28 protein-coding genes are annotated in these 24198 nt (G+C 72.2%); 8 read left to right on the top strand and 20 right to left on the bottom strand.

Translation table 11 applies throughout. The features are described from left to right. Positions 1-162 precede the first annotated feature (162 nt). The 5 genes from ACH4NX_RS17920 to ACH4NX_RS17900 all read right to left on the bottom strand — a co-directional run bounded on the left by ACH4NX_RS17920 (position 163) and on the right by ACH4NX_RS17900 (position 4901). Positions 163-957: an RNA polymerase sigma factor SigF gene (locus ACH4NX_RS17920; protein ID WP_351395969.1), complete on the bottom strand. Its 795-nt coding sequence runs from the start codon at positions 955-957 to the stop codon at positions 163-165. A 381-nt stretch (positions 958-1338) separates the two neighbouring features. Then, positions 1339-1755, bottom strand: a complete 417-nt coding sequence (locus tag ACH4NX_RS17915; protein WP_351395966.1) for a VOC family protein — start codon at positions 1753-1755, stop codon at positions 1339-1341. A gap of 5 nt (positions 1756-1760) precedes the next feature. Beyond that, the gene (locus ACH4NX_RS17910; RefSeq protein ID WP_351395963.1) at positions 1761-2189 is read right to left on the bottom strand and encodes a helix-turn-helix transcriptional regulator; all 429 of its coding nucleotides are present in this window, start codon (positions 2187-2189) and stop codon (positions 1761-1763) included. Positions 2190-2251: 62 nt separating this feature from the next. After that, positions 2252-4642, bottom strand: coding sequence for an ATP-binding cassette domain-containing protein (locus ACH4NX_RS17905; RefSeq protein ID WP_398127993.1), 2391 nt, complete (start codon positions 4640-4642; stop codon positions 2252-2254). A 37-nt stretch (positions 4643-4679) separates the two neighbouring features. After that, positions 4680-4901 carry a hypothetical protein gene (locus ACH4NX_RS17900; protein WP_398127992.1) on the bottom strand — a complete coding sequence of 74 codons (222 nt, stop codon included), beginning with the start codon at positions 4899-4901 and terminating at the stop codon, positions 4680-4682. 201 nt (positions 4902-5102) lie between these two features. Here ACH4NX_RS17900 and ACH4NX_RS17895 point away from each other — a divergent pair, with 201 nt between their 5' ends. The 3 genes from ACH4NX_RS17895 to ACH4NX_RS17885 all read left to right on the top strand — a co-directional run bounded on the left by ACH4NX_RS17895 (position 5103) and on the right by ACH4NX_RS17885 (position 6607). Then, positions 5103-5510 (top strand): DUF2795 domain-containing protein, encoded by a 408-nt coding sequence (locus ACH4NX_RS17895; RefSeq protein ID WP_351395955.1) that lies wholly within the window; start codon positions 5103-5105, stop codon positions 5508-5510. 20 nt (positions 5511-5530) lie between these two features. Next, complete coding sequence (locus tag ACH4NX_RS17890) at positions 5531-5974, top strand: CBS domain-containing protein (protein WP_398127991.1); 444 nt, start codon at positions 5531-5533, stop codon at positions 5972-5974. A 90-nt stretch (positions 5975-6064) separates the two neighbouring features. Next, positions 6065-6607 (top strand): type 1 glutamine amidotransferase domain-containing protein, encoded by a 543-nt coding sequence (locus ACH4NX_RS17885; protein WP_351395948.1) that lies wholly within the window; start codon positions 6065-6067, stop codon positions 6605-6607. Between the two features lie 189 nt (positions 6608-6796). On the opposite strand, the gene ACH4NX_RS17880 is transcribed toward ACH4NX_RS17885, so the two are convergent. Continuing rightward, positions 6797-7093, bottom strand: coding sequence for a DUF6158 family protein (locus ACH4NX_RS17880; RefSeq protein ID WP_351395945.1), 297 nt, complete (start codon positions 7091-7093; stop codon positions 6797-6799). Positions 7094-7153: 60 nt separating this feature from the next. Between ACH4NX_RS17880 and ACH4NX_RS17875 the strand changes: the two genes are divergently transcribed. Beyond that, entirely contained in the window at positions 7154-8275 is a 1122-nt protein-coding gene (locus tag ACH4NX_RS17875) for a Vms1/Ankzf1 family peptidyl-tRNA hydrolase (protein ID WP_351395942.1), read from the top strand. 18 nt (positions 8276-8293) lie between these two features. Here ACH4NX_RS17875 and ACH4NX_RS17870 read toward each other — a convergent pair whose 3' ends face one another. Beyond that, positions 8294-9913 (bottom strand): ABC-F family ATP-binding cassette domain-containing protein, encoded by a 1620-nt coding sequence (locus tag ACH4NX_RS17870; RefSeq protein WP_398127990.1) that lies wholly within the window; start codon positions 9911-9913, stop codon positions 8294-8296. 135 nt (positions 9914-10048) lie between these two features. On the opposite strand from ACH4NX_RS17870, the gene ACH4NX_RS17865 reads away from it, so the two are divergent. The 3 genes from ACH4NX_RS17865 (at position 10049) to ACH4NX_RS17855 (ending at position 12699) form a co-directional block, all read left to right on the top strand. Beyond that, positions 10049-11554 carry a bifunctional phosphatase PAP2/diacylglycerol kinase family protein gene (locus ACH4NX_RS17865; RefSeq protein ID WP_398127989.1) on the top strand — a complete coding sequence of 502 codons (1506 nt, stop codon included), beginning with the start codon at positions 10049-10051 and terminating at the stop codon, positions 11552-11554. 99 nt (positions 11555-11653) lie between these two features. Next, positions 11654-12475, top strand: coding sequence for a class I SAM-dependent methyltransferase (locus ACH4NX_RS17860; protein ID WP_398127988.1), 822 nt, complete (start codon positions 11654-11656; stop codon positions 12473-12475). Between the two features lie 53 nt (positions 12476-12528). Further along, on the top strand, positions 12529-12699 hold the full coding sequence (locus ACH4NX_RS17855; protein WP_279561342.1) for a hydrophobic protein: 171 nt from the start codon (positions 12529-12531) through the stop codon (positions 12697-12699). 47 nt (positions 12700-12746) lie between these two features. Here the strand turns inward: ACH4NX_RS17855 and ACH4NX_RS17850 are convergent, their stop codons facing one another. The 13 genes from ACH4NX_RS17850 to ACH4NX_RS17790 form a co-directional block, all read right to left on the bottom strand. After that, complete coding sequence (locus ACH4NX_RS17850; RefSeq protein WP_351395930.1) at positions 12747-13067, bottom strand: gas vesicle protein K; 321 nt, start codon at positions 13065-13067, stop codon at positions 12747-12749. Further along, positions 13042-13224, bottom strand: a complete 183-nt coding sequence (locus ACH4NX_RS17845) for a gas vesicle protein (protein ID WP_003972471.1) — start codon at positions 13222-13224, stop codon at positions 13042-13044. Before ACH4NX_RS17845 ends, ACH4NX_RS17850 begins: the two co-directional genes overlap by 26 nt. Beyond that, complete coding sequence (locus ACH4NX_RS17840; protein ID WP_351395926.1) at positions 13221-14045, bottom strand: GvpL/GvpF family gas vesicle protein; 825 nt, start codon at positions 14043-14045, stop codon at positions 13221-13223. Before ACH4NX_RS17840 ends, ACH4NX_RS17845 begins: the two co-directional genes overlap by 4 nt. Further along, a complete protein-coding gene (locus ACH4NX_RS17835) occupies positions 14042-14371 on the bottom strand; it encodes a gas vesicle protein (RefSeq protein WP_279561339.1) in 330 nt (109 codons plus the stop codon). The genes ACH4NX_RS17840 and ACH4NX_RS17835 overlap by 4 nt, the downstream gene beginning before the upstream one ends. Further along, a complete protein-coding gene (locus tag ACH4NX_RS17830; RefSeq protein ID WP_398127987.1) occupies positions 14368-15546 on the bottom strand; it encodes an SRPBCC family protein in 1179 nt (392 codons plus the stop codon). The genes ACH4NX_RS17835 and ACH4NX_RS17830 overlap by 4 nt, the downstream gene beginning before the upstream one ends. Next, the gene (locus tag ACH4NX_RS17825) at positions 15543-16283 is read right to left on the bottom strand and encodes a DNA primase (protein WP_398127986.1); all 741 of its coding nucleotides are present in this window, start codon (positions 16281-16283) and stop codon (positions 15543-15545) included. The genes ACH4NX_RS17830 and ACH4NX_RS17825 overlap by 4 nt, the downstream gene beginning before the upstream one ends. Further along, positions 16280-16543: a gas vesicle protein GvpG gene (locus tag ACH4NX_RS17820; protein ID WP_351395919.1), complete on the bottom strand. Its 264-nt coding sequence runs from the start codon at positions 16541-16543 to the stop codon at positions 16280-16282. The genes ACH4NX_RS17825 and ACH4NX_RS17820 overlap by 4 nt, the downstream gene beginning before the upstream one ends. Before the next feature lie 4 nt (positions 16544-16547). Continuing rightward, positions 16548-17321: a GvpL/GvpF family gas vesicle protein gene (locus ACH4NX_RS17815; protein WP_398127985.1), complete on the bottom strand. Its 774-nt coding sequence runs from the start codon at positions 17319-17321 to the stop codon at positions 16548-16550. Next, a complete protein-coding gene (locus tag ACH4NX_RS17810; protein WP_279561334.1) occupies positions 17318-17761 on the bottom strand; it encodes a gas vesicle structural protein GvpA in 444 nt (147 codons plus the stop codon). Before ACH4NX_RS17810 ends, ACH4NX_RS17815 begins: the two co-directional genes overlap by 4 nt. A gap of 62 nt (positions 17762-17823) precedes the next feature. Further along, on the bottom strand, positions 17824-18204 hold the full coding sequence (locus ACH4NX_RS17805; protein WP_398127984.1) for a gas vesicle protein: 381 nt from the start codon (positions 18202-18204) through the stop codon (positions 17824-17826). 100 nt (positions 18205-18304) lie between these two features. Continuing rightward, on the bottom strand, positions 18305-19252 hold the full coding sequence (gene ligD / locus ACH4NX_RS17800; RefSeq protein ID WP_398127983.1) for a non-homologous end-joining DNA ligase: 948 nt from the start codon (positions 19250-19252) through the stop codon (positions 18305-18307). Further along, entirely contained in the window at positions 19249-21096 is a 1848-nt protein-coding gene (locus ACH4NX_RS17795) for a transketolase (RefSeq protein ID WP_398127982.1), read from the bottom strand. The genes ligD and ACH4NX_RS17795 overlap by 4 nt, the downstream gene beginning before the upstream one ends. Continuing rightward, a complete protein-coding gene (locus ACH4NX_RS17790) occupies positions 21093-23027 on the bottom strand; it encodes an FAD-dependent oxidoreductase (protein ID WP_351395905.1) in 1935 nt (644 codons plus the stop codon). Before ACH4NX_RS17790 ends, ACH4NX_RS17795 begins: the two co-directional genes overlap by 4 nt. A gap of 202 nt (positions 23028-23229) precedes the next feature. Here ACH4NX_RS17790 and ACH4NX_RS17785 point away from each other — a divergent pair, with 202 nt between their 5' ends. Then, the gene (locus tag ACH4NX_RS17785) at positions 23230-24192 is read left to right on the top strand and encodes an LLM class F420-dependent oxidoreductase (protein ID WP_398127981.1); all 963 of its coding nucleotides are present in this window, start codon (positions 23230-23232) and stop codon (positions 24190-24192) included. The last annotated feature ends 6 nt before the right edge of the window (positions 24193-24198 follow it).

The following is a 24198-nucleotide window of genomic DNA, read 5'->3' as shown; positions in this document are numbered from 1 at the left end:
CCGGTACCGGCGCGCGCGCCACCGTGCGCCGTTCGCGGGAACGGGGCGCCCGAGCGGGTGAGTACGAGGTTTCGACCCACTCGCCGCCGTGACGACCTCTCGCGTCGCCCACCGGGCCACCGGCGCACTGCGGCACCGCCGCACCGCGCGGAGCCGTTCCGCTCAGGCGGCGGCGTCCCGCAGCACCTGCTCCCGCACCCGGTCGCAGCAGCGGCTGATCAGCCGGGAGACGTGCATCTGGGAGATGCCGAGCTGTTCGGCGATGCGGCTCTGGGTCATGTCGTCGAAGAAGCGCATGTAGAGGATGGCGCGTTCACGCTCGGGCAGTGCGGCGAGGCGGTCCTTGACGGCCTCGCGGTCGACGACGGTGTCGAGGGCCGGGTCCGAGCCGCCGAGGGCGTCGCCGAGCGAGTAGCCGTCCTCGCTGCCGGGCAGTTCCGCGTCCAGGGACAGTGCCGTGAAGCTCTCCAGGGCCTCCAGCCCGGTCCGGACGTCCTCCTCGCTCAGATCGGCGTGCTCGGCGATCTCGGCGACGGTGGGACTGCGGCCGGAGATGGTCTGGGACAGGTCCTGGCCGGCGAAGCGCACGCGGTTGCGCAGGTCCTGGACCCGGCGCGGCACGTGCAGGGTCCACATGTGGTCGCGGAAGTGGCGCTTGATCTCGCCGGTGATCGTCGGCACGGCGTAGCTCTCGAAGGCGTTGCCGCGCTCGGGGTCGTACCGGTCGACGGCCTTGACCAGCCCGAGGGCCGCGACCTGGCGCAGGTCCTCGTAGCTCTCGCCTCGGCTGCGGAACCGTCCCGCGAGCCGTTCGGCCATGGGCAGCCAGGCCTCGACGATCCGGTCGCGGACCGCGTCGCGTTCCGGCCCGTCGGGAAGGGTGGTGAGTCGGTGGAAGGCGTCGGCGGTGTCGGGGGCGTCGTCGTGCGGGTGCTTCACGCTGGCGTGGATCGGCATGGTGCGTCGCAACTCCCTCGGAGCGCGGGGTCCTGCCGTCGCGGCCGGGCGCCGGTGCGGCCGGCGCCGGGGCTCGTCGAGCCTCCGGTGCGCGGGACGGGCGTCACCGGTGCGACGACACGGCCCTTGGGTTCGGGCGGTCACCGTGGGAGGGCGTCCGGCCCGGACGGACGCATCCGTGGCGGCGTCACGCCGCTCCCACGGACGTGCCTCCTGTCCGAAGCACTGCATGTGCGCCTGCCCCCCGGGCCCCATGGCAAACACCCGAATGTCCCCCGATTTCTCCGGCACGGGAACGGGGACCGGCCCGTGATCGCCAGGGGTGATCACGGGCCGGTCCCCGCAAGAGGCAGGGCTGGGCGAGTGCCGTCGGAGCGGCGCTCACCCCTTGCGCGGCTGGTTGAAGCGCAGCATGTTGCCGGAGGGGTCGCGGAAGGCGCAGTCGCGGACGCCGTAGGGCTGGTCCACCGGCTCCTGGAGGACCTCCGCGCCCGCGGCCCGGACGCGTTCGAAGGTGCCGTCGACGTCGTCGGTGGTGAAGATGACGCCGCGCAGCAGGCCCTTGGCCAGCAGTTCGGCCATGGCCTCCTTGTCGGCGGCCGAGGCGTTCGGGTCGGCGAGCGGGGGTTCGAGGACGATGTCCACGCCGGGCTGGGCCGGGGAGCCCACGGTCACCCAGCGCATGCCCTCGAACCCGACATCGTTGCGCACCTCCAGTCCGAGCACGTCCCGGTAGAAGGCGAGCGCCTTGTCGTGGTCGTCGACGGCGATGAAGCACTGCGAGAGGTTGATGTCCATGCGCCTCACGCTACGGGCGGGGACACGGGCCTCGCTTCTCCGTTCCTGACCGGTCGCGTGTAGATCTTGGCGACGCAGGCCGGGATGCCGGCGCCGTCGGCGTGGTCCCGGGCCCGGTAGGCGCTCGGGCTCTCGCCGACCAGTTCGGTGAAGCGCGAGCTGAACGAGCCCAGCGAGGTACAGCCGACCTCGAAGCAGACCTCCGTGACGGACAGGTCGCCGCGCCGCAGCAGGGCCTTGGCCCGCTCGATCCGGCGCGTCATCAGGTAGCTGTACGGGGTCTCCCCGTAGGCGGCGCGGAAGCTGCGGGAGAAGTGGCCCGCCGACATGAGGGCGACGCGCGCCAGCGCCGGAACGTCGAGCGGCTCGGCGTATCCGCGGTCCATCAGGTCGCGGGCCCGGCGCAGCCGGGCCAGGTCCTCCAACTTCGTCACCCCACCACGATCCCACAGCGCCGGTCCGACCCGGTACCGGCGCCGCGGGAGGCCGTTCGCGGTCAGGCGCCGACGTAGGCCGCGAGATGTTCGCCGGTGAGGGTGGAGCTGTCCGCGACGAGGTCGGCGGGGGTGCCCTCGAAGACGATCCGGCCGCCGTCGTGGCCGGCGCCGGGGCCGAGGTCGATGATCCAGTCGGCGTGCGCCATGACCGCCTGGTGGTGCTCGATGACGATGACCGACTTGCCGGCGTCGACGAGCCGGTCGAGCAGGCCGAGCAGTTGCTCGACGTCGGCGAGGTGCAGGCCGGTGGTGGGCTCGTCGAGTACGTAGACGCCGCCCTTGTCGCCCATGTGGGTGGCCAGCTTGAGCCGCTGGCGCTCGCCGCCGGACAGCGTGGTGAGCGGCTGGCCGAGGGTGAGGTAGCCGAGTCCGACGTCGGCGAGGCGGTCGAGGATCTTGTGCGCGGCGGGGGTGCGGGCCTCGCCGGTGCCGAAGAACTCCTCCGCCCGCGCCACCGACATCGCCAGCACCTCGCTGATGTCCCGGCCGCCGAGGCGGTACTCCAGCACCGACGGCTGGAACCGCTTCCCCTCGCAGTCCTCGCAGGGCGTGGCGACGCCCGCCATCATCGCCAGGTCGGTGTAGAGGACACCGGCGCCGTTGCAGGTGGGGCAGGCGCCCTCGGAGTTGGCGCTGAAGAGGGCGGGCTTGACGCCGTTGGCCTTGGCGAAGGCCTTGCGGATCGGGTCGAGCAGTCCCGTGTACGTCGCCGGGTTGCTCCGCCGGGAGCCCTTGATGGGGCTCTGGTCGACCGAGACGACGTCCGCGCCGGCCGGGACCGAGCCGTGGATCAGCGAGCTCTTGCCGGAGCCCGCCACGCCGGTGACCACGCAGAGCACGCCGAGCGGGACGTCGACGTCGACGCCCTGGAGGTTGTGCGTCGTGGCGTCGCGGATCTCCAGCGTTCCGGTGGGCTCGCGGACCGTCTCCTTGAGGGAGGCCCGGTCGTCGAGGTGGCGGCCGGTGACCGTGTCGCCGGCCCGCAGCCCTTCCACGGTGCCTTCGAAGCAGACGGTGCCGCCCTCCGTGCCGGCGCCGGGGCCGAGGTCGACGACGTGGTCGGCGATCGCGATCGTCTCCGGCTTGTGCTCGACGACGAGGACCGTGTTGCCCTTGTCCCGCAGGCGCAGCAGCAGGTCGTTCATGCGCTGGATGTCGTGGGGGTGCAGGCCGATGGTGGGCTCGTCGAAGACGTACGTGGTGTCGGTGAGGGACGAGCCGAGGTGGCGGATCATCTTCACGCGCTGCGCCTCGCCGCCCGACAGGGTGCCCGCCGGACGGTCGAGCGAGAGGTAACCGAGGCCGATCTCGACGAACGAGTCGAGGGTGTCCCGCAGCGCGGTGAGCAGCGGCGCCACCGACGGGTCGTCCAGAGCGCGGACCCACTCGGCCAGGTCGCGGATCTCCATCGCGCAGGCGTCGGCGATGCTGAGCTTCCCGATCCTCGACGACCGGGCGCCCTCGCTGAGCCGGGTGCCGTCGCACTCGGGACAGGTGGTGAAGGTGACCGCCCGCTCCACGAACGCCCGGATGTGCGGCTGCATCGCCTCCTTGTCCTTGGACAGGAACGACTTCTGGATCTTCGGGATCAGTCCTTCGTAGGTGAGGTTGACGCCGCCGACCTTCACCTTGACCGGCTCGCCGTAGAGGAAGTCCCGCAGTTCCTTCTCGGTGTACTCGCGGATCGGCTTGTCCGGGTCCACGAAGCCGGACTGGGCGTAGACCTGCACGGTCCACTGGCTGTCCGACTTCCAGCCGGGGATGGTGAACGCGCCCTCGGACAGCGACTTGGAGTCGTCGTAGAGCTGCGAGAGGTCGATGTCGGAGACCTTGCCCCGGCCCTCGCAGTTCGTGCACATGCCGCCGGTGCGCTCGTACGTCGCCTTCACGGCCTTCTTGTTGCCGCGCTCGACCGTGATCGCGCCGCTCGCCCGGACGGAGGCGGTGTTGAAGGAGTACGCGCTGGGCGGGCCGATGTGCGGATCCCCGAGCCGGCTGAAGAGGATGCGCAGCATCGCGTTGGCGTCGGTGGCGGTGCCGACCGTGGAGCGGGGGTCGGCACCCATCCGCTGCTGGTCCACGATGATCGCGGTGGTCAGGCCGTCGAGGACGTCGACCTCGGGGCGGGCGAGCGTCGGCATGAAGCCCTGGACGAACGCGCTGTAGGTCTCGTTGATCAGCCGCTGCGACTCGGCGGCGATCGTGTTGAACACCAGAGAGCTCTTGCCCGAGCCGGAGACGCCGGTGAACACCGTCAGCCGGCGCTTGGGGATCTCGATGCTGACGTCCTTGAGATTGTTCTCGCGGGCGCCGTGCACACGGATCAGATCGTGGCTGTCGGCGACATGCGGCACGGCCTGCTGCTGGTCCGTTCCCCTGGCGCTGCTCATCGTGTCTCCATCTGTCGGGCGGGTCGGCAGGGCCACGCTAGACGGAGTGCGGTCGGCCTGGCTTCTCGATTCCTGATCCGATGTCCGCTTCTCCCGACGAGGCCGCGGACGCCTCCGGGCCGGGGGCCGGGGAAGGGGCCGGGGCCGGGTCGTCGGGCGGCGGCGTGGTGCCAGGCAGCACCAGTTCCTCGTAGCGGCCCAGGGCCAGCACCACGCCGAGCATGAGGACCGGGATGAACACAGCGAGCAGCACCGCCATGGTCCGTCCTTCCCGACGAGGGGTGGGCGTGGGGGTGGTGTCGCGGGCCGGGTTCCCCGTGCCCGCCGTACAAACCGACGGTGCGCGCGAGCACACGCCACGTGACCGGGGAAATCGGACCGGACCCGTCCGGATGAATCCGTGTCGGCCCGCGGTGCCCGGGTACGCGGTCGGCACCCCCTGAAGGATGTGGAGGGAGACATGCAGCGAGGCAGTGACCGGATGAGCGTCCATCGTGACGACGAGATGAAGCACGAACTGCAGGGTCTGCTCAGGTCCGGGCACCCCACCCGCAGCGAGGAGTGGAACGACCCGGAACCGGCCGCGGAGGACGACCCCGAGGTCACCTACGGACCGGTGACGCCGGGCCGCGGGCCGACGTACCTGGAGGCCCTCCGGCTCGAACTGGCCCGGAACCTGACCCGGGGCGCCTTCCCCGCGAACCCGCGGGAACTGACCCGGGCGCTGCGCCGCGGCCACGCGCCCGACGCCCTCGTCGAGGGTCTGGAACGGCTGCCGCACAAGGCGCGCTACGACAACGTGCAGGAACTGGCGGTGGCCCTGACCGAGAGCGGCGGATCCGAAACGGCCGGGCCACGGAGCGCGTAGGCCCCGGGAAGGGTGACTCCATGGCCGAGTACGCGGCCGAGTACGTGAGGAACGTCATGACCCCGGGCGTGGCCGCCGTCCGCCCGGACTCCTCCCTCGTCGAGGCGGCGCGGTTGATGCGTACGCAGAACATCGGCGACGTGGTGGTCGCGGACGGGCAGGGCGTCGTGGGCGTGCTCACCGACCGGGACATCACGGTGCGGGCGGTGGCGGAAGGCCTCGACCCGATGGCGGCGGGTGTGCGGTCGGTCTGCACCTCCGACCCGCTGACGGTGTCCCCGGACGACCGGGCCGCGGACGCGGCCGCGCTGATGCGCGAGCACGCCGTACGCCGGCTGCCGGTCGTGGAGGACGGGCTGCCGGTGGGGATGGTGAGCCTCGGCGACCTCGCCGAGGCTCACGATCCCGCCTCGGCGCTCGCCGACATCAGCCGAGCGGACCCGGGCTCCACGGGCGGCGGCTGAGCCGCGCCGAGCCGCGACACACACGGCCGAACGACACACGCGCGCCGGGCGGCGACGCCGGCCGACGCGCCAGGAAGGGAATCCGATCACATGCGTATCGCGTTTCTTACCGCGCCCGAGGGCGTGGAGCAGGTGGAGCTGACCGAGCCGTGGCAGGCGGCGAAGGACGCGGGGCACGAGCCCGTGCTCGTCTCCACCCGGTCCGGCGAGATCCAGGGCTTCAACCACCTCGACAAGGCGGACACGTTCCCGGTGGACGAGGTGGTGGGCGACACGTCGGCCGACTCGTTCGGCGGGCTGGTCCTGCCCGGCGGCGTGGCCAACCCGGACTTCCTGCGGACCGACGAGAAGGCCGTGGCGTTCGTCAGGGACTTCTTCGAACAGGGGCGTCCGGTGGCCGCCATCTGCCACGCCCCCTGGACGCTCGTCGAGGCGGATGTCGTACGCGGCCGGGTCATGACCTCGTGGCCCAGCCTGCGCACGGACCTCCGCAACGCCGGCGCCACCTGGGTCGACGAACAGGTGAAGGTGTGCGACCACGGCGACAACATCCTGGTCACCAGCCGCAAACCGGACGACCTCGAGGCGTTCTGCGAGACCTATCTCGCGGAGTTCGCCAAGGCGGTCGGCTGACAGAGGGCGAGAGCCTCACGCCGGGCCCGGTCCACCGGTGCGCCACGATCGCACCGGAGGGCCGGGCCCCACGCGTGTCGGACCGCCCGCGTGTCCAGACCGCCCGCGTGTCGGACCGCCCGCGAGCCCGCGTGTCGGACCGCCCGCGAGCCCGCGTGTCGGACCGCCCGCGAGCGGACTCCACCGGACTCAGCCGCCGGGGGTGGTGCCCGCCCCGCAGTTCCGTTCCCGGGCGCCCTCGCGGGTGCGGCCCGCGGCGACCGGGCGCCGGGGGTTGCGGCGCAGCCACTCGCCCTCCAGCTGTGCCATGCGGTCGTTGTGGGCCCGCAGCGCGTCGTTCGACCCGTACAGCAGGGTGTCGTGACGCGTGCGGTGGATGGTCTCCAGCTCCTTCATGAGCTGCTGGTCGTCCAGGCGGCCCGGGTCCACTCCGGTCATGGTGCCCACTCCGGTCCTGGTGTCGTCCCTCGTGTCGTGTTCGTTCATGCGGTCCGGGTACCCGCCCCCGAAGCACTACCACCCCCGAGCGGCACCCGGGAGGGAGCCATGGATCTCGCGTTTCTGCATCCTCTCTACGAACATCAGGGGCCCTGGGCCTCCGTGTACGTCGACCTTTCCCGGAACACGGAGGACACCCCCCACGAACGTGAGCTGACGGCCGCCGCGGTGGCCAGGGAGCTGGCGGAACAGGGCGCGGACGACGCGACCTGCCGGGCCGTGAAGGAGGCGGTGGAGGGATTGCGCCACGCCACCGACCCGCACGGGCGGGCACTGTTCGCGTGCGCCGGACGGGTGGTCCTCGATCCGCCGCTCGCCCGGCCCCCGTACGGCGGGACCACCGCCGACTGGGCGCCGCTGCCGCATGTGGCGCCACTGCTGGAGCTGGCCGGCGAGGACCCGGTGTGCGTGGTGGCCTACGTCGACCGCAAGGGCGCCGACTTCGAGCTGCGCAGCGCGCTGGGCAGCTCGGACGCGGGCGGCGTCACCGGCCGGCAGTGGCCGGTGCACCGCACGAGCAGCGTCGACTGGTCGGAGCGCCATTTCCAGCTGCGGGTGGAGAACACCTGGGAGCACAACGCGGCGGAGATCGCGGACGCGCTCGCCGTGTGCCAGGAGGAGACGGGCGCCGATCTGCTGATCCTGGTGGGTGACGACCGGGAGCGGCGGTCCGTGCACGAGCGGCTGCCCAAGCGGTTGCGGGACCGGGTCGCCGAGGCCTCGCGCGGCGCCGGCAGCAGGCTGCTGGACGACGAGGTGGAGCGGCTGCGCGACGACCATGTGCGCTCGCGCGCCCAGGATGAGCTGGGCCGGTTCCTGGCCGCCCGCACGCCGGACGGCGAGGGCCGGGCCGGCGCCGCCGAGGGTGTGCCCGCCTTGGTCGAGGCGGCCCGGGAGCACCGCATCGACGAGCTGCTGATCATCCCGGACGGCCCCGACACCCACCGCGAGGTCTGGATCGGCGAGGACGCCGACCAGTTGGCGGTGCGCCGTACCGAGCTGAAGACGCTCGGCGAGCAGAACTCCTGGTCGGCCCGCGCCGACGACGCCCTGCTGCGCTCGGCGGTGATGACCGGCGCCCCGGCGATCTCGGTCACGGCGGCACTGCCGTCCGAGGCCGCGGAGAAGGCGCCGGTGGGCGGACTGGGGGCGCTGCTGCGCTGGAAGTGACCGCCGTGCCCGACGGCGTCAGCGGGCCCGCTCCACCCGCCGTTCGTCCCAGACCGGCTCCGGTGTCTCCCGTACGCGTCCGTCGCTGCCGAAGACGAGGTACCGGTCGAAGGAGCGGGCGAACCAGCGGTCGTGGGTGACCGCGAGGACCGTGCCCTCGAAGCCCTCCAGGCCTTCCTGGAGGGCTTCGGCCGATTCCAGGTCCAGGTTGTCGGTCGGCTCGTCGAGCAGCAGCGCGGTGACGCCCTGGAGCTCCAGCAGGAGGATCTGGAAGCGGGCCTGCTGGCCGCCGGAGAGCCGGTCGAAGGTCTGCTCGGCCTGCTGGGTCAGCTCGTAGCGGCGCAGCCTCGACATGGCGGCGCCCCGGTCCTGGGCGTGCTCGGTCCACAGGATGTCCAGGAGCTTTCGGCCCAGCAGTTCGGGGTGGGCGTGCGTCTGCGCGAAGTGTCCGGGGACCACACGCGCGCCGAGCTTCCAGTTCCCGGTGTGGGCCACGTCGCCGCCGGCGAGCAGCCGCAGGAAGTGCGACTTGCCCGAGCCGTTGGAGCCGAGGACGGCGACGCGTTCGCCGTAGAAGACCTCCAGGTCGAAGGGTTTCATCAGGCCGGTGAGTTCCAGCTGTTCGCAGGTGACGGCGCGTACGCCGGTACGGCCGCCCTTCAGGCGCATCCTGATGTCCTGCTCGCGCGGCGGCTCGGGCGGCGGTCCGGCCTCCTCGAACTTGCGCAGCCGGGTCTGGGCGGCGGCGTAACGGGAGGCCATGTCGTGGCTGATCGCGGCTGCCTGACGCAGCGTCAGTACCAGTTTCTTCAGCTGCGCGTGCTTCTCGTCCCAGCGGCGGCGCAGTTCCTCGAAGCGGGCGAAGCGTTCACGCCGGGCGTCGTGGAAGGTGGCGAAGCCGCCGCCGTGCACCCAGGCGTCGGCGCCCGCGGGGCCGGGTTCCAGGGAGACGATCTTCTCGGCGGCGCGGGCCAGCAGTTCCCGGTCGTGGGAGACGAAGAGCACCGTCTTGCGGGTCTCCTTCAGCCGCTCCTCCAGCCAGCGCTTGCCGGGCACGTCGAGGTAGTTGTCCGGCTCGTCGAGCAGCAGCACCTCGTCGGTGCCGCGCAGCAGCGCCTCCAGCACCAGCCGCTTCTGCTCACCGCCGGACAGCGTGCTCACCCGCCGCCACTGGGCCTTGTCGTACGGCACCCCCAGAGCGGCCGTGGTGCAGATGTCCCACAGGGTCTCGGCCTCGTACCCCTGCGCCTCGGCCCAGTCGGCGAGCGCCTGCGCGTAGCGCATCTGGGCGGCCTCGTCGTCGACGGTCAGGATCCCGTGCTCGGCGGCGTCGACGGCGCGCGCGGCCTCGCGGATGCGGGGCGAGGCCACGGACACCAGCAGGTCGCGTACGGTCGTCTCGTCCCGGACGGAGCCCACGAACTGGCGCATCACCCCGAGACCGCCGCCGACGGCGACGGTCCCGCCGTGCGGCTTCAGCTCCCCGGACAGCAGCCGGAGCAGGGTGGTCTTGCCCGCCCCGTTGGGTCCGACGAGGGCCACGACGGCCCCCTCCCCCACCCGGAAGGAGACGTCGCCGAGCAGCGCCCTTCCGTCGGGGAGGTAGTACTCCAGGTGCGCGGCTTCGAGATGACCCATGAGACCGGATTCTGCGGCTCCGGGCACGTCCGGGGCAAACTACTTTCCCGCGCCCTTGCCCCGCCGCGGCCCCGGGCACCGGTACGTGGGGCGCGCCACCCGCAGGAAACGCCGTCCGCAGGGTAGGCGGGAGCCATGAGCCCCGACGTAGACCTCACCTCCCCGACGCCCGGCCCGCATCCGGTCCGCACCGGTTTCCTCCGGCTGGACCAGCGTGTGTTCGAGGCCGTCGCCGCCCGTACCTGGCCCGGCGCCGACCCCCTCCTCCCCCTGCTGAGCCGTAGCGCCAACCACGGCGTGCTGTGGTTCGCGGCGGGCGCCGTCCTGGCCGCGTCCCGCACCCCGAGGGCCCGCCGCGCCGCCGCCAGGGGTCTCGCCTCGCTGAGCCTGGCCTCGCTGACGATCAACACCCTCGGCAAGCGCTCGGTCCGCCGCCCCCGTCCCGTACTGGACCCGGTGCCGCTGATCCGGCAGCTGAAGCGGCAGCCGATCACGACGTCGTTCCCCTCCGGCCACGCCGCGTCGGCGGCCGCGTTCGCGACCGGTGTCGCGCTGGAGTCCCCGGCGTGGGGCGCGGCGGTGGCCCCGGTGGCCGCCGCGGTCGCCCTCTCGCGGGTCTACACCGGGGTCCACTTCCCGAGTGACGTACTGGCGGGTGCGGCCCTCGGCGCGGGGGCCGCGTTCGCCGTACGGGGCATGGTGCCCACGCGCGCCCAGCTCACCCCGCCGGCCCGGCCGCGTGCCGAGGTGCCGGCGCTGCCCGGCGGCGAGGGGCTCGTCATGGTGGCCAACATCGGCTCGGGCACCTCGGACCGGGTGCGGGCGCTGTGCGACGCGCTGCCCGACGCGGAGGTCGTCGAGTGCGAACCCGCGGACGTCCGGGCGGAGCTGGAGAAGGCGGCGGGCCATGCCCGGGTGCTCGGCGTGTGCGGCGGCGACGGCACCGTGAACGCCGCCGCCGAGACCGCGCTCCGCCATGGGCTGCCGCTGGCGGTGCTGCCCGGCGGCACCCTCAACCACTTCGCCTACGACCTGGGCGTGGAGGACGTACGGGATCTGTGCCGGGCACTGGAGCGGGGCGAGGGGGTGCGCGTGGACGTGGGCCGCTTCGCCTCCGGCGGGCAGCGCGGCATCTTCCTGAACACCTTCAGCCTCGGTGTGTACCCGGAGCTGGTGCGCGAGCGGGAGCGCTGGTCGCCCCGGATCGGCGGCTGGCCGGCCGGGGTGCTCGCGGCCGTACGGGTGCTGCGCGCCGACCGGCACCCACTGGAGGCCGAGGTGCGGGGCCGTCGGCGCCCGCTGTGGATGCTGTTCGCGGGCAACGGCACGTACCACCGTCGGGGCCTCGCCTCGGGGCGCCGGCTCGACCTGGCGGACGGGCAGCTGGACGTGCGGGTGGTGCACGGTGGCCGCCGGCCGGCCGTGCGGCTGCTGTCCGCGGCCCTCGCGGGTCCGCTGACCCGCTCCCCCGCCCACGCCGCGGTGCAGATGGGCCGACTGCGCCTGTCCGGGGTCGCGCCGGGCACGCTGATGGCCTTCGACGGCGAACTGACGGAGACGGAGGGGGAGCTGACGCTGGAGAAGCTGCCCGAGGCACTCACGGTGTACCGCCCGCTGCCCGGTGACGGACTCCCCTCCTGACCTCGCCCGACGCCCCGGCGGTCCATATACTGATACGTGGGTCTCATCATTCGACCGGTGCGCGTACGGTGAGCGCATCGTCGGGAGAGGGGACCCACCATGCCGAAGCCGCGGGAGACCGCCATCTACACGCACGGGCACCACGAGTCGGTGCTCCGCTCGCACACCTGGCGCACGGCCGCCAACTCCGCCGCCTACCTGCTCGGATCCCTCGAGCCCCACATGCGGGTCCTGGACATCGGCTGCGGTCCGGGCACCATCACCGCGGACCTGGCGGAGCTGGTCCCACAGGGTCGTGTCACCGGCGTGGACCGGGCGCCGGAGATCGTGGAACGGGCCCGGGCCACGGCTGCCGAACGCGGGCTGGCCAACACCGCCTTCGCGGTCGCCGACGCGCACGCGCTGGATTTCCCGGACGACACCTTCTGCGTGGTCCACGCCCACCAGGTCCTCCAGCACGTCGGCGACCCGGTCCAGGCCCTGCGGGAGATGAGGCGGGTCGCGCGGCCCGGCGGGATCATCGCCGTCCGCGACTCCGACTACGGCGCGATGACCTGGTACCCGGCCTCGGCCGGCATGGACGACTGGCTGGACCTGTACCGCCGGGTCGCCCGCGCCAACGGGGGCGAGCCGGACGCCGGACGCCGGCTGAAGGCCTGGGCGCTCGAGGCGGGGTTCACGGACATCACGGCCACCTCCGCCACCTGGACCTTCGCCACGCCCGAGGAGCGGGAGTGGTGGAGCGGCCTGTGGGCGGACCGCACCGTCGCGTCGGCATACGCCGAGATCGCCGTCGGGGCCGGCCACGCGACGACGGAGCGGCTGCGGACCGTCGCGGCGGCCTGGCGGGAGTGGGGCGAGCGGCCGGAGAGCTGGTTCAGCGTCCTGCACGGGGAGATTCTGTGCCAAAAGAAAGCCTGACGGGTGCCTGATCGATGGAATTCGGGAAAGCAGTACGACAGGAGGTTCACATTATGGTTCCGCTTCTGATCGTACTGCTTCTCGCCCTCATTCTCTTCGGCGCCGGATTCGCCGTGAAGATTCTCTGGTGGATTGCCCTGGCAGTCCTGGTCCTGTGGTTGCTGGGTTTCCTGGCCCGCGGGACGAAGGCCGGCGGCGGCAGGGGCCGCTGGTACAGGTGGTGAACCGCGGACGGTGAACCACAGGTGACGAGGCTGCTGCCCCGGGAGGCTCACTCCCGGGGCAGCAGCGGTCCCAGCGGCCCGAGGTCCAGGTTCAGGTCCTCGGGCCGCAGGCCGTAGCGGTCGCGCAGTTCGGTCATCCGGTCGTCGAGGAGCATCAGGGTGAGCCCGATCCGCTCCTCCTGCTCCTCGTTCAGGTCGCCCTCGTCGACGCGGCGCAGCGCCTGGCGCTCCATGAGCTGGCGCAACAGCTCGACGACCGTCAGCACCAGTTTGATCAGGTCGCGCTCGACCGTGTCGGGTTCGAGGTCGAGGCGCTTGCGGGGCTCAGGATGTTCACTCACGTCAGTCCCCGAACGGCGACGGTACATTGCGGTTGACCGAGCTGATCAGCGCGTTCAGGTCGATGCGGACCAGGTCGACGTCCGCGATGCGCAGCGTGACGTCGCCGGTGATGACGACGCCGCCGGCCAGCAGCCGGTCCAGCAGGTCGACGAGGGCGATCTCGCGGCGTTCGACGACGGTCATGATCCCACCCCCGTACCCTCCCCACCGGCGGCCTCGCCACCGGAAGCCTTCCCACCGGCGGCCTCGTCACCGGCGAATGAATACGCGGCCCACGGACCGGTGAGTTCCACGCGAATTCCCGGTGCGTCGTCCTTCGTCCGGTCCACCATTTCCACGAATTCCTCGGAGACGTCCCGCCGCACCAGATAGGCGGCGTTGAGGACATTCCGTCCGGCGGCGCCGGAAATGCTGGGGTTCTGCGGCGCGTGCAGTCGCGCGTCGTCGGCCCTGGAGGAAAGCGTTTCGTGCAGGCGCGTGGCGAACTCCTCCGCTTTGGTCCACAGATCGTCGTTCGCCCGCGTCCGCATGCGCCGCTGCCGCAGGTAGTCCCGGCCCGAGGCGGGCTTGGAGGCGGGCTCCGCCGGGCCGGCCGCCCGCTCGGGCGCCGCCTCGACATACACCTTGACGCCCCATTCCACCCGCCCGTCCAGCCGGTCGAGCGTGCGCCGGAAGGCCTCCTCCCGCTCCTCCAGCATCACGCGTACGCCGCTGTCGTCCCGGAAGACGGTGGCCAGCCGGAGCGGGAGCGGGGTGGTGACGGCGGTGAGCGCGTCGATGACCTGCTGGTGGGCGCGGGCGGTCCCGGCCAGCCAGTCCAGGTTCTCGAGGTGGGCGCGCAGCGCCTCCTCACAGAAGTCGGCCTCGGGCACATGGCTGACCACGGCGACCAGGTCGCGGTGGGCCAGCAACCGGGGCGGGTCGCCCGCCACCCCCGTCAACTGGGCCTGGAGGGCCGCGTCGAAGGGGCGGCAGACGGCGTAGACGTACCGCAGTCCGGTCACGGTGCCTCCCTCGGTACGCGGCCCGGGTCCAGTTCGCGCAGGCGTTCACGCAACTCGGCGTTCTCCCTTGTCAGTTCCTCGTGCCGGGCGCGCGAGGAGAGTGCGGGGTCGCTCTCCCACCAGTCGATGCCCATTTCCTTGGCCTTGTCGACGGAGGCGACGACGAGCCTCAGCTTGATGGTGAGCAGCTCTATGTCGAGCAGGTTGATCTTGATGTCGCCGGCGATGACGACTCCCTTGTCGAGCACCCGTTCCAGGATGTCGGCGAGGTTGGCGCTCTGTCCCTGGCCGCCGTAGGGATCGGGCAGCCGGCTGGGCGTGGTCATCGACGGCTCCCGCGGTCGGCGTCCTCGTGCTCGTCGTACGCGTCACGGGACTCGTCCTCGCCGGCTTCCTTGTCCTCCTCCTCGTACTCGCCCTCGGGCTCGGGCTCGGACTCCGGGTCCTCCTCCTCGTACTCGTCCTCGTACTCGCCCTCGGGCTCCTCCTCGTAGCCGGCCTCCGCTTCTTCCTCGCCCTCTTCCTGGTCGTCCTCGGCGTACTGAGCCTCGTCCTCGGGGGCGTCCCGGTCCTCCCGGTCCTCCTCTTCCGCGCTGGGCTCCTCGCCCTCCTCGCCCTCCTGCTCCTCAGCGAGGGCGTCCTCGTGGCTGCGGACGACCTCGCCGTCGCGGATCTCGCCGCGCCAGCCGTCGTCCGCCTCGCCCTTGAGGGTGATGTGGCGGACGTAGTTCTTCAGGTCGAGGCGGGCCCGGCGGCCCTGGGCGCGCCAGATGTTGCCGGTCTTCTCGAACAGGCCCTTGGGGTAGTACTCGATGACCAGGATCACGCGGGTCAGGTTGTCGGCCAGCTGGTGGAAGCTGACGACGCCCTTCGTCGTGCCCTTGGCACCCTCCGACGTCCAGGAGATGCGGTCGTCGGGCACCTGCTCGGTGGTCTTCGCCTTCCAGCTGCGATTGGACCAGAAGACCTTCAGCTGCCAGTCGGACGAGGTGTCGTCGGCACGGTTCGCGCTCTTGACGCCCTTGGCGAAGGTGCTGAAGTCCTGGTACTGGGTCCACTGGTCGTAGGCCGTGCGCAGCGGCACGCCGACGTCGACGTACTCGATGATGACGGTCGGCTTCTGACCGCCGCCGCCCTTCTTCCTGCCCTTGCCGCCACCGAGGTTCTTGAAGGCGCCGACCACGTTGTCCTTCACCTTGCCGGCGCCGACCTCGAACGCGGTCCGCATGGGGCCCTTGCCCTCGGCGAGCTTGCGTCCGCCGTCGAGGGCGAGCTTGGCGAATCCGGGGCTGTTGCCCTCGGCGATGTCGTTCAGCTTGCCGGTGGTCTCCCCGAGCTTGGTGCCGACGCCGGTCAGCAGCCGCGTGACCTGTGCGGCGAGGTACTCCTGCATTTCCGCCTTGAGGCGGTCGGCCGCCTCGCTCTGGGCCACGTCGGCGATCGGGTTCTTCTTCGCGGCCTTGCCCGCCGTGGAGGCCGCGGAACCGAGAGTGTCGGTCATCGTTCACCACCGCCCTTCGACTGCCGGGTTCCCACGCCGCGGGCGGCGCTCCTGGGTCCGGCCGCCTTCTTGCCGGCCGCCTTCTTCGCGGGCTGCGCCCGCTTGGCCGCGGTCTTCTTCGCGGGTGCCTTGGCCGCCGCCTTCTTCGCGGGCGCGGGCGCCTTCCGTGCCTCGGGCGGGGCCTTCTTCGCGGCCCGCTCGCCTCGCGGCTCCCGTCGCCGCGGCCTTGGCTCCTCGCGCTCCCGCCCGGACCGCTCGTCCTCCGGCTCGTCCTCCTCGTAGCGCTCGTCGTCGTCCGCCGCGCGCCCCTCGGCGTCCTCCGAGTCCTCCGAGACCTCGGAGTCGCGGGAGTCGCGGGAGTCGCGGGAGTCGCGGGAGTCGTCGGAGTCGTCGGATCCGACGCCCGGTACCTGGGACGTCACGCCGGAGAGCTGGTCGCGCACCTGGGCGGTGCGGCCGTGCAGGCGGTCGGCGAGCGCGTCGATCTGCCGCTCCACCATGGCACCCGAGGCCGCCTTGCCCACGCCTCGCAGGTCCGTGCGCAGCTGGTCCCCGATCTCCTTGAACTGGGGGTTGTTCTGCAACTGCGTCGAAACCAGTTCGGCGATGCCCTTCGGGGTCAGGTTCATCTTCTTGCCCGCCACCATGGTGCCGACGGCGACCGCCAGTTTCAGCTTCTTCGTGCGTCCCAGCAGATATCCGGCCCCTACCGCGAGGCCCATTCCCACTCGATTCATGGTGCCGTCCCGTTGCCCAATCCCGCGCTTGTGCGCGTAGCGATCTCCAGCCGGTCCAGAAGCTCGTCCTCCTGTCGGTCGAACTCCTCCTCGGTGATCTCGCCGGCCTCCAACTGCTCCTCCAGACGGGCCAGTTCGGCTCTGATCGTGGCCGGGTCGTAGTAGATCCGCTCGGCCTCGCTCAACACCTGTCTGATGGCCCACGCGCCGCCGCGCACCGGGGCGAGCGGCAGCATCAGAACCTCCGAGATCAGTCCCATCTCGTCACCCCGCTCCGGCGTCAGCCCCGCCGGCCGCGGTGCCCGCAGGCTCGGCCGGGCCGGGCTCGACGAAGCTGTACGGCGGCAGGGGTCCGTTCACACGCACCTCCAGGTGCGGCATGTCCCCGCGGGCCCGTTCCACTGCGGCGAGGAACTCCTCGGCGGAGTCCTGCTTCACCAGGAACGAGACGTTGGCCAGCCACCCGGTGGACTCGGGGCCCACGCTCACCGCGTCGGCGACCGGTTCCAGGGCGCGCTCCAGCACGACGGCGTCCTCGGCCTCCTTGCCCTGGATCGCGGCCGCGACCATCTCACCGAGCTGGATCTTGCTCTCGTAGCTGCCGCCACCCGACTGCCGGTTGGACTCGGCCAGGGCCCGGATCTCCGGGTTCTCGGCCATCACGTGGTGCAGCACGGCCTCTTCGACGTGGTTGGCCTTGACGTTGTACTCCACCCGGCCGTCCAGCGCCCCGAGGCGTTCCCTGTAGTGCTCGGCCCGCTCGGCGAGGACGCCGGTGACCGTGCTGTCGTCCGGAGCCACGCTGCCGAACCGCATGGGCAGCACACAGCCGCCCGCGCCCGCCTCGCTGAGCACGTTCTGGTGGGCGAGCAGTTCCCTGCGCTTGGGGCGCAGTCCCTCGGGCGCGTCGCTGACGACGGCCGCCAGGTCACCCGCCCCGATGACGCGTACCTCGCGCGGTGGTTCACCGACGCCGGTCAGTCCCTCGGGGAGCGAGGGATGGGAGCCGGCGGTGATGCCGTAGACGTACGTACTCACTCCTGCTCCTCCTTCCGGCGCGAGGGAGCGGCCTTACGGGCGCGCGGACGCGACGCGGTCTCGCGCTCGCGCTCGGAGCCGTCCTCGTCACGGGCCTGCTTGAAGGCGTCGGATATGGTCTCGGCGGCGCCGGAGAGCGCCCCCTTGGACTTGCCCTTGGCGCCGGACTCGGTCATCTTCCCGACCAGGTCGGGCAGGCCCGGGTCCTTGCGCGGTCCGGCCTCCAGATCGAGCCGGTTGCATGCTTCGGCGAAGCGCAGATAGGTGTCGACGCTCGCGACGACGATACGTACGTCGATCTTCAGGATCTCGATGCCGACCAGGGAGACGCGGACGAATGCGTCGATGACGAGCCCCCTGTCCAGAACAAGCTCAAGTACGTCGTAAAGGCCGCTACTGCCGCCTCCACCGCCGGACTGTTGTGCCGGTACGACAGTCATGCCTGCTGTTCCTCCGTCTTTTCGCGGGTGTGAGTGTGCTGAGTCGGTCCGCGGCGGGCCGCCTAGCGGCCGCCGGACCCACGGGCGTCGGACCGGCCGCGCTCGTAGCGCCTGACTCGCCGGTAGCCCGTGAGCTGCCCCTCGGCGTCGAGCTCCACCTGGTAGCTCCCCATCAGACTCATCGTGTCGGGCACGCGCTCCAGCTCGAGAACCTCGACCTCCAGCGCCCAGCCCTCCTCCGTCTGCTCGAAGGACGACACCGTCTCCGCGGTCATTCCGGTGAGCTCCGCCAGCTGGGCGCGCGCCTCGCGCAGCACCTCCATCGGCCGGGGCCGACGCGACGCCTGTGATTCCTGTGACTCTTGGGACTTCTGTGGTTTTTGTGTTCTGCGTGAACTCTGTTGTGAGCCTTGCGATTCGGACGTGTTGTTCGTGTTCGACATGGCCACCTCCCCCTCCGTGTGGCCGCAAGAGTGTTCGCCAAACCTCCACGGGCGCATGCATGTGCCACCCGCGGATGCCCCCCTACGGCCCCGGGCCGGCTCAGCCGCGCAGGGCGTTCAGCCGCCGCCGGGCGGGGCCCAGGGCCCGGGGGCGGCTCATGGCCCCGGCCCAGGGCCGGGTGCGCGCCTGGTCGACGGCGTCCGCGATCGTCCAGCGGCGGGCGTGCAGCGCGGGGTCGTCCAGCTGGTCCCACGAGACGGGGGTGGCCACGGGTGCGCCGGACCGGGCGCGGACGGTGAAGGGGGCGACCGCCGTCTGCGCGTAGGCGTTGCGCTGGATGTCGAGGTAGAGCCGATCGCCGCGGTCCTTCTTGCGGGCGGCGGTGGTGAGCCGGTCGGGATGGGCCGCGGTCAGCACTTCGGCGACGTCCCGGGCGAACTCCCGTACGTCGCCGAAGTCCTGACGTGCGCTCAGCGGAACGACCACGTGGAGTCCTCGGGACCCGGTGGTCATGAGGGCCGAGGGCAGTTCCAGCTCGTCGAGCAGCTCGCCCAGCAGCCGGGCCGCCTCCCGTACGGCCTCGAAGTCGTCGCCGGCCGGGTCGAGGTCGAAGACCATCCGGTCCGGCCGGTCCACCTGCCCGGCCCGGGACAGCCAGCGGTGCAGGGTGAGGGCGGCCTGGTCGGCGAGGTAGAGGAGGGTGGCGGTGTCGTCGCAGACGGTGTGGCGGACGGTGCCGCCCTCCTTGCCCACCTCGACGCGGCCGATCCAGTCCGGGTAGTGCTCCGGGGTGTTCTTCTGCATGAACCGCGGTCCGTCGACGCCGTCCGGGTGCCGCTCCAGCATCAGGGGGCGGCCCCGCAGGTGCGGCAGCATGAAGGGGGCGACGGCACGGTAGTAGTCGACAAGGTCGCTCTTGGTGTACTCCTTCGCGCCGCCGCCTCCCCCGGCGCCGCCGTCACCCGTGGGGAACAGCACCTTGTCCGGCCGGTGTACCTCCACCCTGTGCCGGCCTGCCCGGACGGTCCGTGCGGCGCCACCGCTCACGGGATGATCGCCTGCTCCACCAGCATCCGTACGGCGGCCTCGATGGACTCGGCGTCGATCCCGGCGGCGTGCAGCTCCTCGGCCGGGGTCGCGGAGCCCGGCATCGTCCCGACGGCGAGCCGGACCAGACGGGGCACGGGCCGTCCGTCGCAGAAGGCGTCGAGGACGGCGTCGCCGATGCCGCCCTCCTGGCGGTGGTCCTCCACGGTCACCAGGCAGCCGGTTTCCTCGGCGGCCTTCCGCAGGGTGGCTCGGTCGACGGGCTTGACCGAGTACAGGTCGATCACCCGGACCGGGATGTCGTCCTGGCCGAGCGCGTCGGCGGCGGCGAGCGCCTCGTGCAGGGTGACACCGGCCGCGACGACGGTCAGCCGGTCGCGGTCGGAGGAGCGCGGCACCTTGCTGCCGCCGACGGGGAACTCCTCGTCGGCGCCGTAGATCACCTTGCTCTCGCCCCGTGAGGTACGCAGGTAGCGGATCCCCTCCAGGCCGGCCATCTCGGCGACGAGGCGGGCGGCCTGGTTGGCGTCGCACGGGTAGAGCACGGTCGAACCGTGGATGGCCCGCATCATCGCGAGGTCCTCCAGGCCCATCTGGCTGGGGCCGTCCTGGCCGATGGCGACGCCCGCGTGGGAGCCGACCAGGTTGAGGCCGGAGCCGCTGATCGACGCCATGCGCACGAAGTCGTGGGCGCGGGTGAGGAAGGCGGCGAAGGTGGTGGCGTACGGGACCCAGCCGCGTGCCGCCATGCCCACCGCGGTGGCGACCATCTGCTGTTCGGCGATGTAGCACTCGAAGTAGCGCTCGGGGTGTTCCTTGGCGAAGAACTCGGCGCGGGTGGAGTCGCCGACCTCGCCGTCGAGGGCGACGACGTCGCCGCGGGCGGTGCCGAGTGCGGCGAGCGCCTCGCCGAAGGCGTTGCGGGTGGCGACCTCGTCGCCCTTGTCGTAGCGGGGCAGCTCGGTCTGACCGGTGCCGGCCGAGTGCAGTGCCCGTGCGGACGGCGGCTCCTGCACCCGGACCCGGAGGTCGCGCGGGCCGCCGAGTTCCGCGATGGCCTCCTCGGCCTCGGGGAGGGGCTTGCCGTGCTGGCCCTCGCGGTCCTCCACGGCCTCGACGCCCTTGCCCTTGAGGGTGCGGGCGATGATCGCGGTGGGCTGGCCCCTGGTGGACAGGGCCTCGCCGTAGGCGCGATCGATGGCGTCCACGTCGTGGCCGTCGATCTCGATCGTGTGCCAGTCGAAGGCCCGGAAGCGGCGCGCGTACGCGTCGAGGTCGTGGCCGTGCCGGGTCTGACCCCGCTGGCCCAGCCGGTTGACGTCGACGATCACGGTGAGGTTGTCGAGGTTCTCGTACCCGGCGTGCTCGGCGGCCTCCCACACGGACCCCTCGGCCATCTCGCTGTCGCCGCACAGCACCCACACACGGTAGTCGGCGTGGTCCAGCCGCTTGCCGGACAGCGCGATGCCGACACCCACGGGGAGCCCCTGGCCGAGTGAACCGGTGGCCGTCTCGACCCACGGCAGCCGCTGCGGGGTGGGGTGCCCCTCCAGGCGGCTGCCCAGCTTGCGGAAGGTGAGCAGTTCCTCGTCGTCGATGGCGCCGGCCGCCTTGTAGGCGGAGTAGAGCAGGGGTGAGGCGTGTCCCTTGGAGAGGACGAAGCGGTCGTTGCCGGGGTGGGCGGGGCGCTCGAAGTCGTAGCGGAGGTGGTTGGCCAGGAGTACGGCCATCAGGTCCGCGGCGGACATCGAGGAGGTCGGGTGTCCGGAGCCCGCGGCGGCGGACGTCCGTACGCTGTCGACGCGCAGCTGCTGTCCGAGGTCGACGAGTTCACCGGTGTTCATGAGTCTCCTTCCACTCCGCGGCCGTCGGAACGCTTGACGGGGCCGGGGGCGATGTCGGGTCCGGGGGGCGGCTGGTCCGCCGGGGGTTCGGGGCCGGGGTCGTCGGGCGCGCCGGCGGACCGGGCGGGGGTGGGCGCGGCTCCGGTGGTCCGGGGTTTACCGGGTGCCGCACCGGTGGGCCGGGGTTTGCCCGGCCCAGCACCCGGGCGCCGTGGCTCGGCGGGCGCATTGGCGGAGGGCGGCTTGGCGGGCGCAGTGGTGGACGGCGGCTTGGCGGGCGTCCCGGCGGGGCGGGACCCGGCGGAGGCGTCGGCCGGGCGGCCTCCCTTGGCCGGCTCAGCGCCGGGCCGGCTCTTGGCGGGCCCACCACCGGGCTGGCTCTTGGCCGGCTCAGCGCCGGGCTGGTTCCTCGCGGGCTCACCACCGGGCTGGCTCTTGGCCGGCTCACCACCAGGCTGGCTCTTGGCCGGCTCACCAGCGGGCGTGCCCGTCGGCGGCGTCGGCGTCGTCGGCTTGCCGTCGGCGGGTTCGGTACGCGACCGGCGGTCCTCCGCGGGCTCGGGGGCGGCTCGGCGCCCCGGGCCGTCTCCGTCCGCCGTCCCCGCCTTCTTCCGGGTGTCCGCCCCGCCCGGCACCCGCGCCACCTCCGGCGACGCCGATTCCAGGGGCACGGACCAGGACCGTACGAGGCCCAGCTGGACCGCCTGGCGGGGCAGTACCGCGTCGAGCAACCAGTCCGCGGCCACCCGCACCCGATTGCCCGGCATCGCCGCGAGGTGGTAGCCCCGCGTCACCACGCCCGCCGCCGGACCGGACATCGGCACCCCCAGCGGGTTGGCGGCGGCCTTCACGCCGCCCAGGTCCACGACGAATCCCATGTCACGGTGGCGGTACGCCCTCCGCTCCCCGCCGACACCGAGCGACGCGGCGACGTTCCGCGCGCAGACCTTGCCGTGCCGCCACGCGTGCTGCGCGGTCATCGGCGTGTACTGGCCCGGCTGGTTCAGGTCCGGCACCGCGGCCACGTCACCGCACGCGAACAGTTCGGGCCGCCCGGGCACCTGGAGGTGCGGGTCCACGAGCAGCCGGCCGCGTTCCATGGGCAGCCCGAGGGACTCCACCAGGGGGTCGGGCCGTACGCCCACGCACCACACCAGCGTGCGCGTGTCGACACTCGTGCCGTCGGTCAGCAGGACCCCGTCGTGCGTGGCCTCCTTCACGGAGGTCCCCATCCGCACGTCGACGCCCCGCTGCCGCAGTACCCGGTCGGCGGTGCGGGAGAGCCGTTCGTCCATCTCGGGCAGCACCCGGGGCGCCACGTCCAGCAGCATCCAGCGGGGCCGCATACCGGTGCGCATCGGGTGCTTGCGGACCTGCGCGTCGGTGTACATCTGGCCGTGCGCGGCGACCTCCGTACCGGTGTATCCCGCCCCGACCACGACAAAGGTGCACCGTGCGGCGCACTCCGCGCGGTCATCGGCCGCGGCGGCCAACTCCACCTGCCGGGTCACGTGGTCGCGCAGGTAGAGGGCCTCCGGCAGCCCGCGGAAGCCGTGGGCGTGCTCGGCGACGCCGGGGATGGGCAGCAGCTTGTTGACGCTGCCCGCCGCGAGCACCAGCCGGTCGAAGCGCAGGGTGCCCTCGCCGCCCTCGGGGCCGGTGTAGTGCACGGTGTGCCCGTCGAGGTCGATGCCGTCGGCCTCCCCGAGCACCAGCCGCACGCGCGGCAGCGTGCCCGACAGGGACACGCTGACCCGGCGCGGTTCCAGGATGCCGGCGGCGACCTGCGGCAGCAGGGGCAGGTAGAGGAAGTAGTCGGTCGGGTTGAGCAGGGTGATGTCGGCCTGGTGCCGGGTGAGCCGGGACAGGGTGCGGGCCGTCCGGTACCCGGCGAAGCCGGCACCGACGATCACGATGCGGGGTCGGCTCACGGTTCGCCTCCGGGCTGTCGCGTACCTCGTGAGCCTTCCGCGTCCCCCTGACCAGGGCACCCAAACGTGCGCCGGGCCCGTACGGCGGGGCGGTACCACGGCCCGCTGCGCGGTGCCACGGCCCCGTACCGCCGGTTTCCGGCCAGGCCGCCGGGTACCCGGCCCGGGACCCACCCGCCCCATGTCCCGGAGGCAACCCCCCATGCCCGAGTACGGCTATTTCCTCTCGTGCGAGCAGTACGGTCCCGCGGAGCTGATCGAACAGGCGCGGATGGCCGAGCAGGCCGGATTCCAGGCGCTGTGGATCTCGGACCACTACCACCCCTGGAACGGCGAGCAGGGGCAGAGCCCGTTCGTGTGGTCGGTGATCGGCGCGCTGTCCGACGCGGTGTCCCTGCCCATCGAGACGGCCGTGACCTGCCCGACCATGCGTATCCACCCAGCGGTCGTGGCGCAGGCCGCGGCGACCAGCGCGGTGATGACGAACGGCCGTTTCCGGCTCGGCGTCGGCACCGGCGAGGCGCTCAACGAGCACATCTTCGGTGACGCGTGGCCGGCCGCGCACGTACGCCTGGAGATGCTGGAGGAGGCCATCCTGATCATGCGCCGGCTGTTCACCGGCGAGGAGGTCAACCACCACGGCACGCACTACACGGTCGAGAACGCCCGTCTGTACACCGTCCCGGACGAGCCCGTCCCGATCGACATCTCCGGCTTCGGCCCGGCGGCGACCAAACTGGCGTCCCGGGTGGGCGACGGCTACATCACCATGATGCCGGACACCTCGATGGTGGAGCAGTACCGCAAGGGCGGGGGCGGCGGCAAGATGGTCAGCGGGGGCACCAAGGTCTGCTACGACACCGACCGGGACGAGGCGGTACGGACCGTGCACCGCCTGTGGGCCAACGAGCAGCTGCCGGGCGAGCTGGGCCAGGTGCTGCCCTCGCCCAAGCACTTCGAGCAGGCGCAGACCCTGGTCACCGAGGACATGGTCCGGGACAACCGGGTGTGCGGCGACGACGCGGACGAACACGTCGCGGAGCTGAAGGAGTTCGCCGACGCCGGCTTCGACCGCGTCTACGTCAACCAGATCGGCCCCGACCTGCGCGGCTTCTTCGACTTCTACCGTACGACCGTGCTGCCGCGGCTCCAGCAGAGCGTCTGAAGCAGA

The organism is Streptomyces sp. NPDC017225 (assembly GCF_044331465.1).
Taxonomy (GTDB): Bacteria; Actinomycetota; Actinomycetes; order Streptomycetales; family Streptomycetaceae; genus Streptomyces.
This window is presented reverse-complemented; position numbering and strand designations above follow the sequence as displayed.

Coding starts and splice junctions, on each gene's coding strand:
- ACH4NX_RS17860 (WP_398127988.1), top strand. CDS start 11,654: ATGCCGAAGCCGCGGGAGACCGCCATCTACACGCACGGGCACCACGAG.
- ACH4NX_RS17870 (WP_398127990.1), bottom strand. CDS start 9,913: ATGGGTCATCTCGAAGCCGCGCACCTGGAGTACTACCTCCCCGACGGA.
- ACH4NX_RS17875 (WP_351395942.1), top strand. CDS start 7,154: ATGGATCTCGCGTTTCTGCATCCTCTCTACGAACATCAGGGGCCCTGG.
- ACH4NX_RS17890 (WP_398127991.1), top strand. CDS start 5,531: ATGGCCGAGTACGCGGCCGAGTACGTGAGGAACGTCATGACCCCGGGC.
- ACH4NX_RS17810 (WP_279561334.1), bottom strand. CDS start 17,761: ATGACTGTCGTACCGGCACAACAGTCCGGCGGTGGAGGCGGCAGTAGC.
- ACH4NX_RS17905 (WP_398127993.1), bottom strand. CDS start 4,642: ATGAGCAGCGCCAGGGGAACGGACCAGCAGCAGGCCGTGCCGCATGTC.
- ACH4NX_RS17785 (WP_398127981.1), top strand. CDS start 23,230: ATGCCCGAGTACGGCTATTTCCTCTCGTGCGAGCAGTACGGTCCCGCG.
- ACH4NX_RS17805 (WP_398127984.1), bottom strand. CDS start 18,204: ATGTCGAACACGAACAACACGTCCGAATCGCAAGGCTCACAACAGAGT.
- ACH4NX_RS17795 (WP_398127982.1), bottom strand. CDS start 21,096: ATGAACACCGGTGAACTCGTCGACCTCGGACAGCAGCTGCGCGTCGAC.
- ACH4NX_RS17915 (WP_351395966.1), bottom strand. CDS start 1,755: ATGGACATCAACCTCTCGCAGTGCTTCATCGCCGTCGACGACCACGAC.
- ACH4NX_RS17885 (WP_351395948.1), top strand. CDS start 6,065: ATGCGTATCGCGTTTCTTACCGCGCCCGAGGGCGTGGAGCAGGTGGAG.
- ACH4NX_RS17900 (WP_398127992.1), bottom strand. CDS start 4,901: ATGGCGGTGCTGCTCGCTGTGTTCATCCCGGTCCTCATGCTCGGCGTG.
- ACH4NX_RS17855 (WP_279561342.1), top strand. CDS start 12,529: ATGGTTCCGCTTCTGATCGTACTGCTTCTCGCCCTCATTCTCTTCGGC.
- ACH4NX_RS17845 (WP_003972471.1), bottom strand. CDS start 13,224: ATGACCGTCGTCGAACGCCGCGAGATCGCCCTCGTCGACCTGCTGGAC.
- ACH4NX_RS17850 (WP_351395930.1), bottom strand. CDS start 13,067: ATGTACCGTCGCCGTTCGGGGACTGACGTGAGTGAACATCCTGAGCCC.
- ACH4NX_RS17825 (WP_398127986.1), bottom strand. CDS start 16,283: ATGAATCGAGTGGGAATGGGCCTCGCGGTAGGGGCCGGATATCTGCTG.
- ACH4NX_RS17830 (WP_398127987.1), bottom strand. CDS start 15,546: ATGACCGACACTCTCGGTTCCGCGGCCTCCACGGCGGGCAAGGCCGCG.
- ACH4NX_RS17880 (WP_351395945.1), bottom strand. CDS start 7,093: ATGAACGAACACGACACGAGGGACGACACCAGGACCGGAGTGGGCACC.
- ACH4NX_RS17820 (WP_351395919.1), bottom strand. CDS start 16,543: ATGGGACTGATCTCGGAGGTTCTGATGCTGCCGCTCGCCCCGGTGCGC.
- ACH4NX_RS17865 (WP_398127989.1), top strand. CDS start 10,049: ATGAGCCCCGACGTAGACCTCACCTCCCCGACGCCCGGCCCGCATCCG.
- ACH4NX_RS17835 (WP_279561339.1), bottom strand. CDS start 14,371: ATGACCACGCCCAGCCGGCTGCCCGATCCCTACGGCGGCCAGGGACAG.
- ACH4NX_RS17895 (WP_351395955.1), top strand. CDS start 5,103: ATGCAGCGAGGCAGTGACCGGATGAGCGTCCATCGTGACGACGAGATG.
- ACH4NX_RS17920 (WP_351395969.1), bottom strand. CDS start 957: ATGCCGATCCACGCCAGCGTGAAGCACCCGCACGACGACGCCCCCGAC.